This is a genomic window from Rhizobium sp. NPDC092011, assembly GCF_044756305.1.
Lineage (GTDB): Bacteria > Pseudomonadota > Alphaproteobacteria > Rhizobiales > Rhizobiaceae > Rhizobium.
The window spans coordinates 1,133,963-1,151,624 of sequence record NZ_JBIVSO010000002.1; the positions used below are offsets into that span (position 1 = coordinate 1,133,963).

The window sequence follows — 17,662 nt, forward strand, 5'->3', positions numbered from 1 at the left end:
TTTCAGGGGAAGATGAGCTTCCAGGCAACGACGGCCAGCGTTACCGCCAGGATGATGCGCACGGAGCGCTCATGCAGGCGCGGCGCAAGCAGACTGCCTGCCACGATGCCGGGGATGGAGCCCACCAGCAGGGCGAACAGCATCGTCCAGTTGATCTCACCGATGAACCAGTACCCCATGCCGCCAATCAGCGTCAGCGGCACGGCATGCACGATGTCCGAGCCGACGATCTCGCGAACATCGAGATGTGGATAGAGAACCAGCAGCACGGTGACGCCCAGCGCGCCGGCCCCGACCGATGTCATGGTGACGAGAACGCCGAGAGTGAGGCCCAGAATGATCGTCAGCAATGCGATGGTCCGCGGTGTCATCTTTCCGCGTTCACCGCGCCATTTCCTTATAGCATCGAGGATCTGGCCGCGAAAAATCAGCATCAACGCCGTCAGTAGCAGCAGACAGCCCAGCGAGAGGGTGATGGCATGTGCGACCGATGGGCTTTCGCGATTGACGCCGGCCATGATCCACAGCATGGCCAATGCTGCCGGGACACTGCCTGATGCCAGCAAGCCCACAACTTTCCAATTGACGCGCCCATGCATGCCGTGGACGGCAGTACCCGCCGTTTTGGTGATCGCGGCATAAAGCAGGTCCGTGCCCACTGCGGTCGCCGGATGCACGCCGAACAGCAGAACCAGCAACGGTGTCATCAACGACCCGCCGCCAACGCCGGTGATCCCGACCAGCATGCCGACGAAGAAGCCGGAAAAGGAATATAGCGGCTGAAAGGAACCGAATAAACTCAAGGCAGCGGCCCCTTGAAGCCCTCAGACAGGCCTACTAAAAATTCTTTGAAATTCACGGCCATCTCTGTCCTGCATTCCGGTCTTCGAAGGGGTAAAGGCGAGGCGGGAGCGAGTCAAGCAAGGCCCGCTTGTCGACATGCTATTGCTGCACCCGCGAAACTTGGTGTTTCGCTCCCGGCCAACATGCGCTAAAGCGAGCGGAGCACGCATAATGAAGACGCAACCGTAAAAACGGACCCTTGCCCGATATGACCGAAAAGACCCCATTCTACATCACCACCGCAATCGCCTATCCCAACGGCAAGCCGCATATCGGCCATGCCTACGAGCTGATTGCTACCGATGCCATGGCGCGTTTCCAGCGTCTGGATGGGCTCGACGTCTTTTTCCTGACGGGCACGGACGAACACGGCCAGAAGATGCAGCAGACCGCGCGAGCCGAGGGCATAGAGCCTCAGGATCTGGCAAATCGTAATTCGGACGAATTCCAGGCGATGGGCAAGCTCTTGAATTCGTCCAACGACGATTTCATCCGCACGACACAGCCGCGTCACCACGAAACCTCGCAGAACATATGGAACCTGATGGCCGATGCCGGCGACATCTATAAGGATTCCTATGCCGGCTGGTACTCGGTGCGCGACGAAGCCTACTATCAGGAAAACGAAACCGAGCTGCGCGCCGATGGCGTGCGCTACGGGCCTCAGGGCACGCCGGTCGAATGGGTGCAGGAGGAAAGCTACTTCTTCAAGCTCTCCGAATACCAGGACAAGCTGCTGAAGCATTATGAGGAAAACCCGGACTTCATCGGACCGGCTGAGCGGCGCAATGAAGTGATCTCTTTCGTCAAATCCGGCCTGAAGGATCTGTCGATCTCCCGCACGACGTTCGACTGGGGCATCAAGGTGCCGAACGATCCGGCGCACGTCATGTATGTCTGGGTCGATGCGCTGACGAATTATCTGACGGCGACCGGCTATCTCGAAGATCGGAGCAATCCGCGGGCGAAATACTGGCCGGCAGATCTGCACATCATCGGCAAGGATATCATCCGGTTCCACGCCGTCTATTGGCCAGCGTTCCTGATGTCGGCAAAGCTGCCGCTGCCGAAGCGCGTCTATGCCCACGGCTTCCTGCTCAACAAGGGCGAGAAGATGTCGAAGTCGCTCGGCAATGTGGTCGACCCGGTCAATCTGGTGAACCATTTCGGCCTTGATCAGGTGCGCTATTTCTTCCTGCGCGAAGTCTCCTTCGGCCAGGACGGCAGCTACAGCGAAGAAGCGATCGGCACGCGTATCAATTCCGATCTCGCCAACGGCATCGGCAATCTCGCCAGCCGCTCGCTGTCGATGATCGTCAAGAACTGCGACGGCCAGATACCCGAATGCGGGCCGCTGACAGACGAAGACAAGGCGCTTCTAGCACAGGCCGATGGCTTGCTGGCCTCGACCCGCGACGACATGGGCAAGCAGCTCATTCATCGCGCTCTTGCTTCCATCATCGCCGTCGTTTCCGAGACCGACCGCTATTTTGCAAGCCAGGAGCCTTGGGCTCTGAAGAAGACCGACCCGGCCCGCATGGCGACCGTGCTTTATGTCACGGCCGACGTCGTCCGCCAGATCGGCATCCTGCTGCAGCCCTTCATGCCGGAATCGGCTGCCAAGCTGCTGGATCTCATTGCTATTCCGTCTGACAAGCGTGATTTCGCAGCGCTCGGGGAGGCTGGTCGCCTTGTTGCCGGGACACCGCTGGAAGCACCAAAGCCGATCTTCCCGCGCTACATCGCACCGACTGCCGAATAAGGTGTTCCATGCTGATCGATACGCATTGCCATCTGGATTTTGCTGATTTCGCGGAGGAGCGCGATGCGATTGTCGCACGCGCTCACGAAATCGGCGTCAAGCAGATGGTCACCATCTCGACCAAAGTGCGGAAACTGGACGGTCTGCTCGAGCTCACCGAGCGTTATCCGTCCGTGTTCTGCTCGGTAGGCACGCATCCGAACAGCGCCGATCAGGAGCTGGATATCCAGACCGAGGATCTCGTGCGACTGGCAAACCAGCATGAAAAGATCGTCGCGATCGGCGAGGCGGGGCTCGACTATTTTTACGATACGGTCAAGCCGGAAGACCAGAAAACGGGCTTCCTGCGCCATATCGCTGCCGCTCGCGAAACGCAGCTGCCGCTCGTCATCCATAGCCGCAGCGCCGACGAAGACATGGCGGCGATCCTGACGGAGGAAACAGGGAAGGGGGATTTCCCCTTCATCCTTCATTGTTTCTCCGCCGGCCCTGCCCTTGCCCGCACGGGCGTGGAACTTGGCGGCTATATCTCCTTTTCCGGCATTCTGACCTTCCCGAAGTCGGAAGAGTTGCGCGACATCGCCAAGACGATCCCGCGTGAGCGGCTTCTGGTCGAGACCGACGCGCCGTATCTGGCGCCGAAGCGTTGGCGTGGCAAGCGCAACGAACCGTCCTATGTCGTCAACACAGCAGAGGTGCTGGCGGATACGATCGGTGTCAGCATGGAGCAGATTGCTGAAATCACCACGGCGAACGCTTTCCGCTGCTTCTCCAAGATGACAAGGGTCTGACGGCGTGACCTATCGGCGACGCTTCACCATTTTGGGCTGTTCCTCGTCGCCGGGCGTGCCGCGCATTACCGGCGATTGGGGCGCCTGCGACCCAAGGAACGCGAAAAACCGCCGCACGCGCGCGGCTTTTCTCGTCGAGCAGATCGCACCGGATGGCGGCATCACCACCGTCGTCATCGATACCGGTCCGGATTTTCGCGAACAAATGATTCACGCCGGCGTCAGCTTCATCGACGCGGTACTCTATACTCACGCACATGCAGACCATATTCACGGCATCGACGATCTGCGCGGTTATTTCCATATCTCGAATGAGCGCATCCCGATCTATGCCGACCCGCAGACGATGGATCGCATCCGCGAAGGCTTTCGTTACTGCCTGGAAACGCCACCCGGCAGCAGCTATCCGCCGATCGTCAGGCCGGTTCTGCTAGAAAATCTCGAGAAAAGTTTCACCATCGACGGGGCAGGCGGGCCGATCCGCTTCTGGCCGCACAAGCAACTGCACGGCGATATTCACTCGCTCGGCTTTCGCATCGGCAAACTCGCTTATTGCAGCGATATCAGCGACTTCCCGCCGGAATCGATAGCAAAAATCGAAAATCTCGACGTCCTCATCATCGATGCTTTGCAGTATCGGCCGCATCCAAGCCACCTGTCACTGGAACAATCCCTCGGCTGGATCGAAAGACTAAAGCCGAAACATGCCATCTTGACCCACATGCATACGCCGCTCGATTATGAAACCGTGCTGGCGGAGACGCCCGACCATGTCGAGCCAGCCTACGATCAAATGCAGATCGAGCTCGACGTGGAGGATGACGATCTATGAGCGAGGACAGCAAGAAGCTTTCAAGCCTGGAACGGGTCGAGCTTGCGGCACGAAACCTGGGTCTCGAAATCTCGATCAAGCGCATGGAGCAATCGACCCGAACGGCCGAGGAAGCAGCCAAGGCAGCCGGCTGTGCCGTGGGCCAGATCGTCAAATCGCTGGTTTTCGTCAATGCGGATACGCATGGACTGACGCTGCTTCTCGTCTCCGGTGCGCACAATGCCGATACAGCCTATATTGCAGCGACTTACGGGATTCGCCTGAAGCGTGCCGATATCGACCGCGTTCGCGATGAGACAGGCTTTGCCATCGGCGGCGTCGGGCCAATCGGCCATCTGGTCGATCTGCCCGTTTTCATAGATGAAAGCCTTCTTGCTTACGATCAGGTCTGGTGCGCAGCCGGACGACCGGACAGCATCTTTGCCTGCAATCCGACGCTGCTGGCGGAAAAGATCGCGGCAAAAGTCATCCGCATCAAGGCTGGCTGACCACGCCGCCGCACATGGTCCTTGGTTTGAAGCGCTGTAAGAGGCACCACCGTCACGGTAGCTTGGGAGAGCATACTCAGCAGTCTTAGCTGGAAAAATCCATGACGAGGGACTGGCGTCGTCTCTGGAGATTCTTTCTAACTATTTGAACTATAAGCATAAACTCACCAGGACCATCCAGCAACAATGCACATTTTAGTTCCATAATCTATCTTATCTGATATAGTTATGCGGCTGGGTATATTCTATTTCCAAGTACACCCTGCTGCTGATATCGCTGGAGACGCCGCCAGCGTTTTGTCCGCGCTGACAGACCAGAGATGAGCCGATGTCAGACCTTCGGCTGCTCATGCGTTGCGCAATGAATGCCGCCGCCGACCTGGCCGACATTATCGATGTTGAGCATGACAATCTTACGGCCCGGATAAAGATCGGCCAACGTCGCTTTGGCCTTTTCATCGGCTTCCTTGTCGCCGAATTGGGCGGCGATCACCGCGCCGTTGCAAACGTAGTAATTGACATAGGAAGAGACGAAGTCATCTGCATCGACGCGAATGTCGGAAGGTTCCGGCAAGACGACGAGGCTCAGCTTGCGGCCTTCCGCATCAGTCGCTTGGGCCAGAATATCATGCGTCTCGAAGGCCGAGACCGACCATGGGTCTTCCTTATCCACCTTGTCGCCCATCTGGATCAAGACGACGCCCGGTTTCACAAATCGCGCCAAGGCATCGATATGGTAATCCGTGATGTCGGCGCCCTTGATGCCGGGTGCCCAGACAATCTTCTTCGCGCCCATGGTTTCCAGCAGCATCGCCTCAATCTCGGCCTTGGATCCATGATTTCGGTTCGGATTGATGAAAGTGCTTTCATGCGCGATCAGCGTGCCGTGCCCGTCAGTTTCCACGCCGCCGGCTTCGCCCACCAACCCTGAATCAAAAACCCGGATACCGAGGCGCTCGGCAACTCGAGCGGCGATCTGACCGTCATTGTCATGGACCTGCTTGTTGCCCCAGCCGTTGAAATTAAACTGGGTGAGCGCAATGCTGCCCTTACCGTCGACGACAAAGGAAGGTCCGGAATCCCGGCACCATAGGTCGTCGGTCGGAATATCCCAAAGCTCCACCTTAGCGGAGATGCGTTTTCGAATGGCCGCGTGGTGCTCGGCGGCGGCCATCATGACGACCGGTTCGAAATCGACGATCGCGTTGGCGATCTTGGCGATCGTGCCCTGGAGATCGTAGAGGAAATCGGCGTCATCATAGACTTTCCGATTGTTCGGCCATTGCATGAAGGTGCGCTCATGCGGATCGGTTTCTTCCGGATACCAGAAACCGGCGCTATCGCTCGTCATCTTGGCCTCGGCAATACGGGAAAACATGGAGAGGCCACCAGCCAAGGCGGCAGCTCTTAGCAGTGTGCGGCGAGGCATCATCATGGCACCCTTCTCTGCAAGGTTGAATTAGACTATGCGACTTCACGGGAACTTAGGCAACATGGGCGAGTTTGCGGCACCGATATGACACCGCCCTCGCCTCAGCATTGGTCGGCGATCTCAAATTACCGAGGTCGAATGCTGGAAACGAGCCCAATGATGTTGCTGCGGGTGTAAAGCTCAGTTGGCCGAGGTTTGCTTGGGCGCGCCTTTGGTCACCGTTGCCGTCGTTGCTGCCGGATTGAGATAGCTGTCCAGGAGGTCGGCCATCTTGTCGTCGCGAATTTCGGCAGTCTTTTCGCCCATGACCACGCCAACGAGGCTGCGACCGTTCTTCGTTACCGATGTCACGAGGTTGTAGCCGGAAGCATCGGTATAGCCGGTCTTGATGCCGTTGGCGCCGGCATAGCGATACATCAGATTGTTGTGACCGCGCAGTTTCATGCCGCGGAACTTCATGCCGCGCATAGAGAAGAGCTTGAACTCCTCCGGAAAGTCTCGCATCAGCGCAACGCCGAGCGTCGCCATATCGTGGGCGGTCGTGACCTGTTCCGGATCCGGCAGGCCCGATGGGTTTTTGAAGACAGTCTTGCTCATCCCGAGACGACGGGCCTTTTCGGTCATCATCTTGCCGAAGCTGTCCTCGGAGCCGCTGAGCTGCTCGCCGATGGCAACCGCCGCATCATTGGCCGATAGAACGATGATACCTTCGACGGCCTCGCGCACCGTCACTTTGCGGCCGGCGCCGACCGCGAACTTGAAGGGCTCCTTGCTCTCGGCATTCTCCGACATGGTCAATTTCTGATCCCACTTCAGCCGTCCCTGGTGCAGGGCCTCGAAGGCGAGATAGAGCGTCATCATCTTGGTCAGCGACGCGGGAAAATTCAGCTCGTCCTGGTTCGTTGCCTCAAGCACCTGGCCGCTGTGGACGTCGACCACGTAGCTTGCCTGCCCTGCTGCTGCCGCCGAAACGATCCCGAGAAACGATACGGCCGAAATGGCGGTGGCAAGAAGCAAGGAAGTTGTCTTGAGCATGAAACTTTATGGTCTCTTTGATTGAGGTTCCGGACAGCTGCCGTCGCCGAACTGAGCGACGCAGCGACACACTTTCGAGCGAGATGGATTAGTCAAATCTATGGCGGAAAGAAGAACGGCGCCATAAAAAACGGGGCGGGCGCAAATAACCCCCTGCTCTTTTCAGTATCGTCTCGTCTCGATCCGGCCACTCGCTCGAACTGTGGCGGCATTGTTGTTCCGTGCCAGCAACCATGCGAGGTATTTGACCATCAGGTCCAGAACCATGACTTGCCGATTTCCTTGCGAGCTTCGCTTCTCGTGATGCCAATATCTTGAAGCTGATCGTCGGTAAGATCGCGCAGATCGCGACGGCTGTGCCGCTTTTCGAAATAAGACCAAACAGCCCAAAATGTGCGCGGCAGGAGCCTCGGCTCGCGCTTGCTCGCGCGCGTGCCTGACATTCCTACCGTCAATCTTTCCACATCGATCGCCATCTGCATGCTCCCAAGCTCGTCACATCGGACATGGCCTCAGGATGCACTGGAGATTACCTCGAATGAAGCTTATTATCCTGATGCAATTCATAAGGAATTCTTCTGATGTTTAGTCTGGATCAACTTGCCGCCTTCGTTAGCGTCGTCGATCTCGGCAGTTTTACCGCAGCGGCAGACAGGATTGGGCTCACCCAACCAGCCATAAGCTTGCAAGTGAAACTTCTGGAAAGACGCCTCGGCGTTCGACTGATCGAGCGAGTGGGGCGGCGGGCGCAGCCATCGCCGGCGGGGATCGAACTGCTCCCGCATGCTCGCCGGATACTCGACGATTGCGCAATGGCGGAAGAAGCGATGACACCCTATCGCGAGGGATCGGCTGGACGGGTAAGGATCGGTACAGGCGGCACCGCATCCATCCACCTGCTGCCTCGAGCGATCGCCGCTGCAAAGAAGCGCATGCCGGAGCTGGAGATCATCGTACGCGTCGGAAATACCGACGACATCCTGCGCGATATCGAAGCAAACAGGTTGGATCTGGCCGTGATCACCCTGCCCGCCTCCGGCCGCTCGCTGGAAATCGAACCGTTCTACGACGACGAGATCCTCGCGGTCGCGCCCAAGGGCAGCTCGATGCCGACTGCCGGTCCGGATGCAGAGTTCATGAGGGATAAGACGCTAATGCTCTACGACGGCGGCAATACGCGGCGCATGACCAATGAATGGTTCGCCGCCGCAGGAATCAGGCCCGATCCATCGATGGAATTTGGCAGCGTGGAAGCCATCAAGGAGCTTGTTGCGGCAGGTCTCGGGTGGTCGCTGCTACCAGGCATGGCCTTGAAGAGCGGAAACCTGGATGAACTGACGACATCGCCTGTCAGGCCACGGCTGGTGCGTCAGCTCGGCATGGCGATCCGCCGTGACAAGCATCTGACAAAGGGGATTCGCGAGATCATGAAATACCTTCGCGAATTCCGCGGCCATCGCCCGACCAGCCTCTAATTCGAGCCTGCCTGACAGCCGCCCTGCGCCCCCGCGCGGCATTGTCGAGGCCGATGCATGCAGCGGCCGCGATCTCGCCGATGCCGCTCACGTTTGCAAAAAGGCCGCTCGGAGCGCGTCAAGCGATTTCGATACCGACATGTCATCGGTAACATTTCGAACACGCAATCTAACGTTGACGCGGGACTTGTGACCGATTGACTCTTGAACGTCGCCACGGAATCGGCAAAATTCATCGTATCAATGTTTCCCCTGAGATACGAACCCGACTCCGGGCCCGCCTCTTTAGAAATTACCTGGATAAAAGCGTGAGCAGCGATTCATCAAGAAGCGCGGCGAAGTCCTTGGCTTCGCGCGCGCATGTCAATGCGGCCGGTTGGGGGCAAGGTCTCTCGACGATCGTGCGGATCACCCATATGACGCTGCGCCATCCCTGGCAGACAAGCTTCGCCATTGGGGCAACTTTTGTGGCTGCAACGTTGCAGTTGATGATACCCCGCATGCTCGGCCGCGCGGTCGACCAGACGCAGACGGCGGTTGCCGGCGGTGCGGCCGGCCAGATCGCGGAGGGCGCGTTGATGAGCACGGCGCTTCTGCTGCTTGTCATCAGTATCCTGCGCGGCCTGTTCACGATGGTGCAGAACTACTATAGCGAGTCCGTCGGCCACCATATGGGCTACGAGCTCCGGCTCGCCTGCTACGAAAAGATCCAGCAGCTCTCCTTCAGCTTCCACGACAAGGTGCATTCCGGCGATCTCATCACCGTGGGCCTGCTCGATCTTGAAGGCGTGCGCATGTATTTCTCCACTGCGCTCGTGCGCATGTTGCTGCTTGGCATGCTGATCGGCGTCGGCGCCTATATGCTGCTGTCGACGGATGTCGTGCTCGGCCTGCTCGCTCTAAGCTTCGTGCCTTTCGTGGCATGGCGCTCTTCGGTGACGCAATTGCGTCTCCGGGCAACCTGGCTCGACCTGCAGGAACGCCTTTCGGTGCTGACGCGCGTCATGGAGGAAAATCTCGGCGGCATTCGTGTCGTCCGGGCCTTCGCCGCGCAGTTGCATGAAATCATGAAGTTCGACAGGGCGTCGCAGAATGCCTTGCATCTCGCTCATCGGCGCGTCGGTATCCGCGTCATCAATACCAGTGCGATGAATCTTTCCTTCTTCATCTCCATGGGCCTCGTGCTCTGGATGGGCGGCCTGAAAGTGATCGCCGGTGAGATCAGCGTCGGCACCCTCGCCTCGTTCCTGACTTTCATGACCATCCTGCAGATGCCGGTTCGTCAGCTCGGGCTGATGGTCAATGCATTCGCGCGCGCCTCGACCTGCGGCTCGCGTTTGTTCGCTCTCCTGGATCTCGATATTCCGATCAAGGACGCTCCGGACGCCAAGCCGCTTGTCGTGACCGAGGGCACATTGCGTTTCGAGAATGTCAGCTTCAGCTATCCAGGACCGGAAAAACGACAGGTTCTGACCAACATCTGTTTCGAGGCAAAGCGTGGCGAGACGATCGGCATCGTCGGACCGCCCGGCAGCGGCAAGTCCACGATCGCACACCTGATCCCGCGCTTCTATGACGTCACCGGCGGCCGTGTCACGATCGATGGCCAGGATATCCGCAAAGCGACGTTGCAATCGCTGCGGCAGAACGTTGCGGTCGTGCAGCAGGATTCCTTCCTGTTCACGACGAGCATTGAAAACAACATTGCCTATGGCGACCCCTGGGCGAAGGAAACCCGCATCGAGCGGGCGGCAGAGTCGGCGCAGCTTCACAATTACATTCTTGGCCTGCCGGCCGGCTACACCACCGTTGTCGGCGAGCGCGGCGTGTCGCTCTCCGGCGGCCAACGCCAGCGCCTGACCATTGCGCGGACGCTGATGCTGAAGCCGGCTGTCATGGTGTTCGATGATTCCACCGCTGCCATCGATGCGGCAACGGAGCAACGCATCCGCAGCGCCATGAAACGCTTCGCCCGCGACCGCGTAACGCTCATCGTCGCGCACCGGCTGAGCTCACTGATGCATGCCGACCAGATCCTGTTCATCGAGGATGGCGAAATCGTCGAGCGCGGAACCCACGAGCAGCTTCTGGCCGCGGGAGGGCGGTACAAGGCGCTCTACGATCTGCAGGTTCGCCCGGAGGACGATGTCGTCAAGACATCGGGCGAGACGCTCGAAAGAGCGAAAAGGGAGGTCTGACGATGTCGGAAATTACGGAAACCGAGCGCAATGACGTACGCGAAGATGGGCGTCGCCCTCCCCGCGCCGTGGTCGGCTCGCATCGCGTCGAAGAAGAAATCTTCGGCAAGGTCTTCGACAGCAAGATCATCCGCCGCATCTGGGCCTTCGTCAGCCCCTATCGCCGCCAGATCTATATTTCTGTGGTCGCCGTGCTGCTCTTCACCGCGTCACAGATCGTCATACCGCTGGTCATTCGCCATGCGATCGACAACGCCATGGCGCCTGGCGCTATCGACTACTCGGCATTGTGGCTTTCGCTGGCGATCTTTGCAGTCGCGATCCTGGTCAATTACGGCGCGAGTTACGTGCAGGAGACTTATGTCGGCCAGGTCGCCGAAGAGGTTTTGTTCGACATACGCCGTGCGATGTTCGCTCATCTGCAGCGGGTGTCGCTCTCTTTCATGGACAAAACCGAAGTCGGGCGATTGATGTCGCGCCTACAAGGCGACGTTAACTCCATGCAGGAATTCCTTGAAACTTCTGTACTTTCTGTCGGCGACATCGCGCTACTTTTCGGCATCGTCATCGTCATGCTGTCGCTCGATTTCCGGCTAGGACTGCTGACGCTGTCCGTCATGCCGATCCTCTTTATCGTCCGGCTCTTCTGGCTGCCTAAGGCGCGCGTCGCCTTCATGAATGCGCACGAGACGAATTCCATTACCAACGGTGCTCTGGCCGAAGCGATCCATGGCGTGCGCGCGGTGCAGGGTATGCATCGGCAAGGGGTCAACTTCTCGCTCTTCGACGACAAGGCACATAACAATCTCCGGGCGCATCTGACCGCGGCGCGCTATGCGCAGATCATGGTGCCGATCGTCGACACGCTGACCGGCATGGCCATGGCGATCGTCATCATCGTCGGCGGTTCGATGGTTCTGAACCACAAGCTGGATGTCGGCATCATGGTCGCCTTCCTGTTTTACATCCAGCGCTTCTTCGACCCGATCCGGTCGTTGACCATGCAGTACTCCGTCATGCAGCGCGCTATGGCTTCGGGCCAGAGGTTGACGGAGGTGCTGGACGTTCCGATCGACATCAAGGATGCGCCTGATGCCAAGGAGCTTTCGCGCGACATGGACGGATCGGTCGAGTTCCGCGATGTCGTCTTCGGCTACAATCCGGAGCATCCGGTGCTGAAGAATGTCAACTTCAAGGTCAATCCTGGCGAAACGGTTGCGTTGATCGGCCCAACCGGTTCGGGCAAATCCAGTTCCATGGCGCTCATCCATCGTTTCTACGATGTCCAGCAGGGCCAGGTGCTGGTGGGCGGTCACGACGTGCGGTCCCTCACTCAGGATTCGCTCGGCAGGCAAATCGCCATGGTGCTGCAGGAGCCCTTCCTGTTCACCGGTTCGGTGCTGGACAACATTCGTTACAACAAGGACGAGGCGACCCGCGAAGAAATCATCGAGGCGGCAAAGGCGGTCGGGGCGCATGAGTTCATCATGAAGCTGCCTGACGGCTACGACACTATTCTCGGCGAGCGAGGCGGCGGGCTTTCGCTTGGCCAGCGCCAACTCGTGAGCTTTGCCCGCGCGCTCGTCGCCGATGCCAAGATCCTCGTGCTCGACGAAGCCACAGCGAACATTGACAGCTATACCGAGATGTTGATCCAGAAGGCGCTTGTGAAGCTGCTGGAGGGCCGCACGGGCCTCGTCATCGCTCACCGTCTGGCTACCATTCGCGAAGCGGACCGCATCATCGTACTGCAAAACGGCCAGCTGCTTGAAAGCGGCAACCATCATCAGCTGATGGCGAACGGCAAGCTCTATTCGAAGCTCTACAACCTCAACTACGCATCTTTTGACGACATTCCGGAGGAAGAGGTGTCCGCTTCTGTGCCAGTGGAGTCACGAACCTAGATCGTCATTTTACGGCGACGGTTTCATCTCGTTTGTTCGACCCATTGCGCTCGCGACGGTCCGGGTGCGAACGGGTCTGCGAAATATTGGGTTTCTTGTACCACCCTACCGTCCCGAAATTCCATTATGCTCACCGAGTAGGTTGGGTTGTTGTCATAGGAAAGGGTGAATTCCGTAACCCAGAGGTTCCCAGTGCCAACGATCCGCCGCACTTTGAAGCGTTTGGAATTGGGCTGCGCTATACGGGAGGCTTGAATGTTTTTGCGCCCGCTGATGCGTTCGCTCGACTGCGGATATTCGAGCAGCGCATCCTCTTCGTATATATCGTGCTCAACATCAAAATCATTTGCGTCGGAGGCAGCCCAATGCCGATCTAGCGCTTTTCGAATCTCATCGTCATCCATGTCTGCCATCCCATAATGCGGCCCTTGAAGCCGAAAGAGCACCACACCACGACTGCCTGTGAGAGCCGGCAATCGTCTTGAGCGCCTGTGAAAGCTCCGGAGTTGGACCTATATCACTTTTCGTGCGACGCTGCGTGTGCCTTTGACGGCTTGAATGTCATCGCGCCTGGGCTGCCTCGTTTCAGAGTTGGCTATGGAGGACATAATCAACAATGACCGACAATATTCTCGTTCTCTACGGCTCGTACCGCTCGGATCGCCATGGCATCCGCCTCGCCAATTATATCGTAGCCGGGCTCCGCGAGCGCGGAAACGATGTGGAACTGATCGATGCCAAAGAAGTCGGCCTGCCGATGCTCGATCGAATGTATAAGGAATACCCCAAAGGCTCGGCTCCCCCGGAAATGGAGAGGCTCGCCGCCAAAATCCGGGAAGCGGATGCCTTTGTCTTCGTCACGGGCGAATATAATTGGGGCATGCAGCCCGGTCTCAAAAACCTGACCGATCACTATCTTGAGGAGTGGTTTTGGCGACCGGCCGCCATCGCCAGTTACTCCGGTGGCCGTCTTTCCGGGGCACACGCGGCACCCGCCTGGCATGGCACTTTTTCCGAGATGGGAATGATCGTCATCTCGAGCACCCTCGCCGTCGCCAATATTTCGGCGGCATTGGATGCGGACAATAAGCCTCTCGGAAATGGAGGCGATGCGCTGGCAAGGGCTTTTCCCCGTTTTGCCGACGACCTCGCCTGGTGGACCGAAGCCGCAAAACGGCAGCGTGCCCGCAAGGCGCCCCCTTACTGAGCATCCAGGATCGCTTTGTTACAAATGGTCTGTCGCGAGTTTACGCGACGGCGCAGACTTTAGTGACTTGCATAATGATAGTTACTCATGCTATCCGCCTTGCCATGCAAAGAACCAGCTTCAGCACGTTCAAATGCCCCGCCGCTCGCGCGCTCGAAAGCGTCGGCGATTGGTGGAGCATTCTGATATTACGCGATGCCCTTCAGGGATTGAGCCGGTTCGATGAATTCCAGAAAAATCTCGGCGTCGCGCCGAACATATTGACCCGCCGTCTCAAGCACTTGACGGACGAAGGCTTGTTTGAACGACGGCTCTATAACGAGCGGCCGCCACGTTACGAATATGTGCTGACTGAAAAGGGACGCGATTTCTTCCCCGTGCTGATGGCACTTTTCACCTGGGGCAACAGCCATCTGCCCCCCGAAGAGGTCGCCATGCGGCTTGCCGACGCCAATACCGGCCAAGACCGCCAACCGCTACTCATCGACCGCGTCACCGGCCGAGCCTTTCAGCCGGAAGAGACGATCCTTTTGCCAGGCCCGGCAGCGGACGACGCGGTTCACGAGCGCATCGAGCAGATGAAAGCATGGTTTCTAGGCTTCGACGCCTGACCTCACAGGAGAAAGACATGGATCGTATCGTCGTTACCGGCATGGGACTGGTTTCGCCCTTGGGCGTGGGGGTCGATGCAAGCTGGAAACGGCTCATCGAAGGACGCTCCGGCCTCAGGCTCCTGCCCGAGGAAACGGTCGGCGACCTCGCGGCCAAGGTGGGCGGCGTTGTCCCCGACATCTCCGAGGATGCGGAGGCTGGCTTCGACGTCGATCGCTACGTCCCGGTCAAAGATCAGAAGAAGATGGATCGTTTTATCCTCTTCACCATGGCAGCCGCACAGGAAGCGATCCTTCAGGCCGGCTGGCAGCCGACGGAGACCACCGATCTGGAGCGCACAGCCACAATCATCGCATCGGGCGTCGGCGGTTTTCCCGCTATCGCCGATGCAGTGCGCACGGCTGAAACGCGCGGCGTAAAACGTTTGTCGCCCTTCACGATCCCCTCCTTCCTCGTCAATCTCGCGGCCGGTCAGGTGAGCATCCGTTATGGTTTCAAGGGCCCGCTCGGTGCGCCGGTGACGGCCTGTGCTGCAAGTGTACAGGCAATCGGCGATGCCGCGCGGCTTATCCGCGCCGGCGAAGCCGATATCGCCATTTGCGGCGGTGCGGAAGCCTGCATCGACAAGGTGAGCCTCGGCGGCTTTGCCGCAGCGCGCGCGCTTTCGACCGGTTTCAGCAATCGGCCGGAGGAAGCCTCCCGTCCCTTTGATAATGCGCGCGACGGCTTCGTTATGGGAGAAGGCGCCGGCATGCTCGTCATCGAGACGCTGGAACATGCACTCGCACGTGGCGCCACGCCGCTTGCCGAACTTGTGGGCTATGGAACGGCGGCTGATGCCTACCATATGACCGCTGGCCCGGAAGATGGCGACGGGGCTCGTCGGGCAATGCTCGCGGCCCTGTCTCAGGCACGGATATCGCCGTCCGAGGTCAAGCATCTGAATGCACACGCCACGTCGACGCCAGTGGGCGATCACGGAGAGATGGAAGCCATCAAGACGGTCTTCGGCCGCGAGGGCGCGATCGCCGTCAGCGGCACGAAGGCCGCAACCGGCCACCTCCTCGGCGCAGCCGGCGGCATGGAGGCAATCTTCACCATCATGGCGCTGCGCGACCAGATTGCCCCTCCGACGCGCAACCTGCAGGCTCCGGATGCGGCGGCCGAGGGTATCGATATCGTCGGCGCGACGGCCCGGCCCATGGCTATGGAGTATGCGATATCCAATGGCTTCGGTTTCGGTGGCGTCAATGCCAGCGCCCTCTTCCGCCGCTGGCAGTAATCACTTTCTTAGGGACGGGAAGCACGCTACTCTGATCTCCAAACAGCTGGAGATCGTCGATGCGTGCATTTCCCGTCGCCGCCATGCTTTGCTTTGTCTTCGCCTCGACAGCGCAAGCCGAAGACCCAGTGCAGGCGGCTCAAGCCCTGATTCAGGCGCAGATTGGCGCTTTCTTGCACAATGATGCCGCGACCGCCTATTCCTTCGCGGCGCCTGGCATCAAGGCGCTCTTTCCAGACAAGGACAGCTTCTTTGCGATGGTGAAGAAGACATATCAGCCAGTCTACCATCCCGGCAATTATGCTTTCGGCAAAAGCCGCGCGATCGACAATGGCGCGGTCGTCTATCAGGAGCTGATGATTACGGGCACAGACGGGAAAGATTGGACGGCAATCTACCAGATAACCCGTCAACCCGATGGCGGTTACAAGATCAACGGCGTGCAGATCCTCCGTAACACGACGAGCGAAGGTATCTAGAGCATGTCGCGCAAAAGTGTGCAGCGGTTTTGCGACTACGACATGCGTGAAATCAAAGAGCTAAAGCGCGTGAAGCGAACCTGAAAGATCGCGACGCGCTTTAGGCTGCCGTTACATACGAAAAGCGGCGCGTTCGTTATGATAAACGAGCGCGCCGCCGAAAGGTTTTATGCGACTTTTCTAGCCGCGAATTCTAGGAGACGTTGTTGAAAAATTGGTGTCCTGGAATTCCGGGCGCGGCTGCGGAACGACGACCGTCGAGGCCGGCATCGGCGTTGGAGCCGGAGCCACGAAAGCATTCGCGTCCGTAATCGGACCGGAAATCGCCATCGAGGTGGGTGCCGGCATCGGAACAGGAACAGCTGCCGGAATTGCTACCGCCGCAGGTGCTGCCGATATGCTGACCGTCGGGTTCGAAACCGGTGTAAACGCCGCAACGGCCATAGCCTGCGGCTGCGGTTGAGTTTCCGGCAAGACGAACGGCGATTGCGATCCGCCTTGGTTGGATACGTAATTCATCGCGACTTCATAGGCGGGCAGCGGCGGTGGCGTCTGCAATTCGCCATCACGACCGCGCTTCTCATAGAAGGCGTTTCCGCCGGCTACCGCGACATAATGCATGTTGTCGTAGGGGAAGCGCAGACCCTGGGTGTGGAAGAACATTGCGTCCTTCACCTGCGGGTGGCGTTCACCGCGCAGGAGCTTCGAAGCAGCAACATCCAGATCCTGCTTTGCCTGATCCTTGACCTCTCTGGTCATCACACCCGGCGCGAACTGCTTTTCCTGGCCGACGACACCACAGATCGTCGGAGGATAAGCCCCGGACGTCAACCGGTTCATCACAACCGTTCCGACGGCCATGTAGCCGCCCGGATCAGAGCGAAGTGACTCGAAATACATCGCACGTTCAAGGCAGTCCTTGTCCTTGGCGGTGTAATTATACGTCACCTTCGCGCCAGGGATAGCCTTCGTCGTATTGCGAGGGGTGGGTGTCGTCTTCTGGGTCGTCGTGCAGCTTGTAGCCGCTAAACCGACAACCAATAGCCCCGAAAGACATGCCCCGAATTTTCGTTGCGCCCTCAACGGCAAGTGCCTCCTATTTTCGGTAGTACAGCCCTTATCGATTAAGAGAATGCGTTTTAGCCGGATTTTTTCAAAATTCCAAGCGGTCACGCAATCAAATCAGCCAATGACATTTTTCAAAGGCGGATGGACCGTTTATTCCGATTCGCTATTTTTCCCAATGCTTTATTGTTGCAAAGTTCATTTCGGGGCATGCCTGGAGACAAATAAAACCTGGGGAACAAGCCTGTCCCAAGCAG

General features: G+C 58.5%; 17 protein-coding genes. 11 read left to right on the top strand and 6 right to left on the bottom strand.

What is annotated here, in order from left to right; genetic code table 11:
- Window positions 1-2: 2 nt before the first annotated feature.
- Entirely contained in the window at window positions 3-746 is a 744-nt protein-coding gene (locus ACIQJ2_RS13880; RefSeq protein WP_400669620.1) for a sulfite exporter TauE/SafE family protein, read from the bottom strand.
- Between the two features lie 305 nt (window positions 747-1,051).
- Between ACIQJ2_RS13880 and metG the strand changes: the two genes are divergently transcribed.
- Genes metG through ACIQJ2_RS13900 form a run of 4 tightly spaced genes read left to right on the top strand, consistent with a single transcriptional unit; the run spans window position 1,052 to window position 4,716 of the window.
- Entirely contained in the window at window positions 1,052-2,605 is a 1,554-nt protein-coding gene (metG, locus tag ACIQJ2_RS13885; RefSeq protein ID WP_400669516.1) for a methionine--tRNA ligase, read from the top strand.
- An 8-nt stretch (window positions 2,606-2,613) separates the two neighbouring features.
- Window positions 2,614-3,396 (top strand): TatD family hydrolase, encoded by a 783-nt coding sequence (locus ACIQJ2_RS13890; protein WP_400669519.1) that lies wholly within the window; start codon window positions 2,614-2,616, stop codon window positions 3,394-3,396.
- Window positions 3,397-3,400: 4 nt separating this feature from the next.
- Window positions 3,401-4,228, top strand: a complete 828-nt coding sequence (locus ACIQJ2_RS13895) for an MBL fold metallo-hydrolase (protein ID WP_400669522.1) — start codon at window positions 3,401-3,403, stop codon at window positions 4,226-4,228.
- Window positions 4,225-4,716 (top strand): YbaK/EbsC family protein, encoded by a 492-nt coding sequence (locus tag ACIQJ2_RS13900; protein WP_199149036.1) that lies wholly within the window; start codon window positions 4,225-4,227, stop codon window positions 4,714-4,716. The genes ACIQJ2_RS13895 and ACIQJ2_RS13900 overlap by 4 nt, the downstream gene beginning before the upstream one ends.
- Before the next feature lie 331 nt (window positions 4,717-5,047).
- Here the strand turns inward: ACIQJ2_RS13900 and ACIQJ2_RS13905 are convergent, their stop codons facing one another.
- The 3 genes from ACIQJ2_RS13905 to ACIQJ2_RS13915 all read right to left on the bottom strand — a co-directional run bounded on the left by ACIQJ2_RS13905 (window position 5,048) and on the right by ACIQJ2_RS13915 (window position 7,659).
- Window positions 5,048-6,151 (bottom strand): agmatine/peptidylarginine deiminase, encoded by a 1,104-nt coding sequence (locus ACIQJ2_RS13905; RefSeq protein ID WP_400669525.1) that lies wholly within the window; start codon window positions 6,149-6,151, stop codon window positions 5,048-5,050.
- Between the two features lie 177 nt (window positions 6,152-6,328).
- Window positions 6,329-7,183: a D-alanyl-D-alanine carboxypeptidase family protein gene (locus tag ACIQJ2_RS13910; RefSeq protein ID WP_400669528.1), complete on the bottom strand. Its 855-nt coding sequence runs from the start codon at window positions 7,181-7,183 to the stop codon at window positions 6,329-6,331.
- A gap of 251 nt (window positions 7,184-7,434) precedes the next feature.
- Window positions 7,435-7,659 (bottom strand): DUF1127 domain-containing protein, encoded by a 225-nt coding sequence (locus ACIQJ2_RS13915; RefSeq protein ID WP_400669530.1) that lies wholly within the window; start codon window positions 7,657-7,659, stop codon window positions 7,435-7,437.
- 105 nt (window positions 7,660-7,764) lie between these two features.
- Between ACIQJ2_RS13915 and ACIQJ2_RS13920 the strand changes: the two genes are divergently transcribed.
- From ACIQJ2_RS13920 to ACIQJ2_RS13930, 3 genes are all read left to right on the top strand, one after another.
- Window positions 7,765-8,658 (top strand): LysR family transcriptional regulator, encoded by an 894-nt coding sequence (locus tag ACIQJ2_RS13920; protein WP_400669533.1) that lies wholly within the window; start codon window positions 7,765-7,767, stop codon window positions 8,656-8,658.
- 308 nt (window positions 8,659-8,966) lie between these two features.
- Window positions 8,967-10,856, top strand: a complete 1,890-nt coding sequence (locus ACIQJ2_RS13925) for an ABC transporter ATP-binding protein (RefSeq protein WP_400669535.1) — start codon at window positions 8,967-8,969, stop codon at window positions 10,854-10,856.
- Window positions 10,857-10,858: 2 nt separating this feature from the next.
- Window positions 10,859-12,760: an ABC transporter ATP-binding protein gene (locus tag ACIQJ2_RS13930; protein WP_400669538.1), complete on the top strand. Its 1,902-nt coding sequence runs from the start codon at window positions 10,859-10,861 to the stop codon at window positions 12,758-12,760.
- A 23-nt stretch (window positions 12,761-12,783) separates the two neighbouring features.
- Here the strand turns inward: ACIQJ2_RS13930 and ACIQJ2_RS13935 are convergent, their stop codons facing one another.
- Window positions 12,784-13,164, bottom strand: a complete 381-nt coding sequence (locus ACIQJ2_RS13935; protein ID WP_400669540.1) for a nuclear transport factor 2 family protein — start codon at window positions 13,162-13,164, stop codon at window positions 12,784-12,786.
- A 212-nt stretch (window positions 13,165-13,376) separates the two neighbouring features.
- On the opposite strand from ACIQJ2_RS13935, the gene ACIQJ2_RS13940 reads away from it, so the two are divergent.
- The 4 genes from ACIQJ2_RS13940 (at window position 13,377) to ACIQJ2_RS13955 (ending at window position 16,340) form a co-directional block, all read left to right on the top strand.
- Complete coding sequence (locus tag ACIQJ2_RS13940; protein ID WP_400669543.1) at window positions 13,377-13,967, top strand: NADPH-dependent FMN reductase; 591 nt, start codon at window positions 13,377-13,379, stop codon at window positions 13,965-13,967.
- Between the two features lie 104 nt (window positions 13,968-14,071).
- On the top strand, window positions 14,072-14,578 hold the full coding sequence (locus tag ACIQJ2_RS13945) for a helix-turn-helix domain-containing protein (protein ID WP_199147901.1): 507 nt from the start codon (window positions 14,072-14,074) through the stop codon (window positions 14,576-14,578).
- A gap of 17 nt (window positions 14,579-14,595) precedes the next feature.
- Entirely contained in the window at window positions 14,596-15,861 is a 1,266-nt protein-coding gene (fabF, locus tag ACIQJ2_RS13950; RefSeq protein ID WP_400669546.1) for a beta-ketoacyl-ACP synthase II, read from the top strand.
- 59 nt (window positions 15,862-15,920) lie between these two features.
- Complete coding sequence (locus ACIQJ2_RS13955; RefSeq protein WP_400669549.1) at window positions 15,921-16,340, top strand: DUF4864 domain-containing protein; 420 nt, start codon at window positions 15,921-15,923, stop codon at window positions 16,338-16,340.
- Window positions 16,341-16,520: 180 nt separating this feature from the next.
- Here ACIQJ2_RS13955 and ACIQJ2_RS13960 read toward each other — a convergent pair whose 3' ends face one another.
- Window positions 16,521-17,423: a cell wall hydrolase gene (locus ACIQJ2_RS13960; RefSeq protein WP_199147846.1), complete on the bottom strand. Its 903-nt coding sequence runs from the start codon at window positions 17,421-17,423 to the stop codon at window positions 16,521-16,523.
- Window positions 17,424-17,662: the final 239 nt, after the last annotated feature.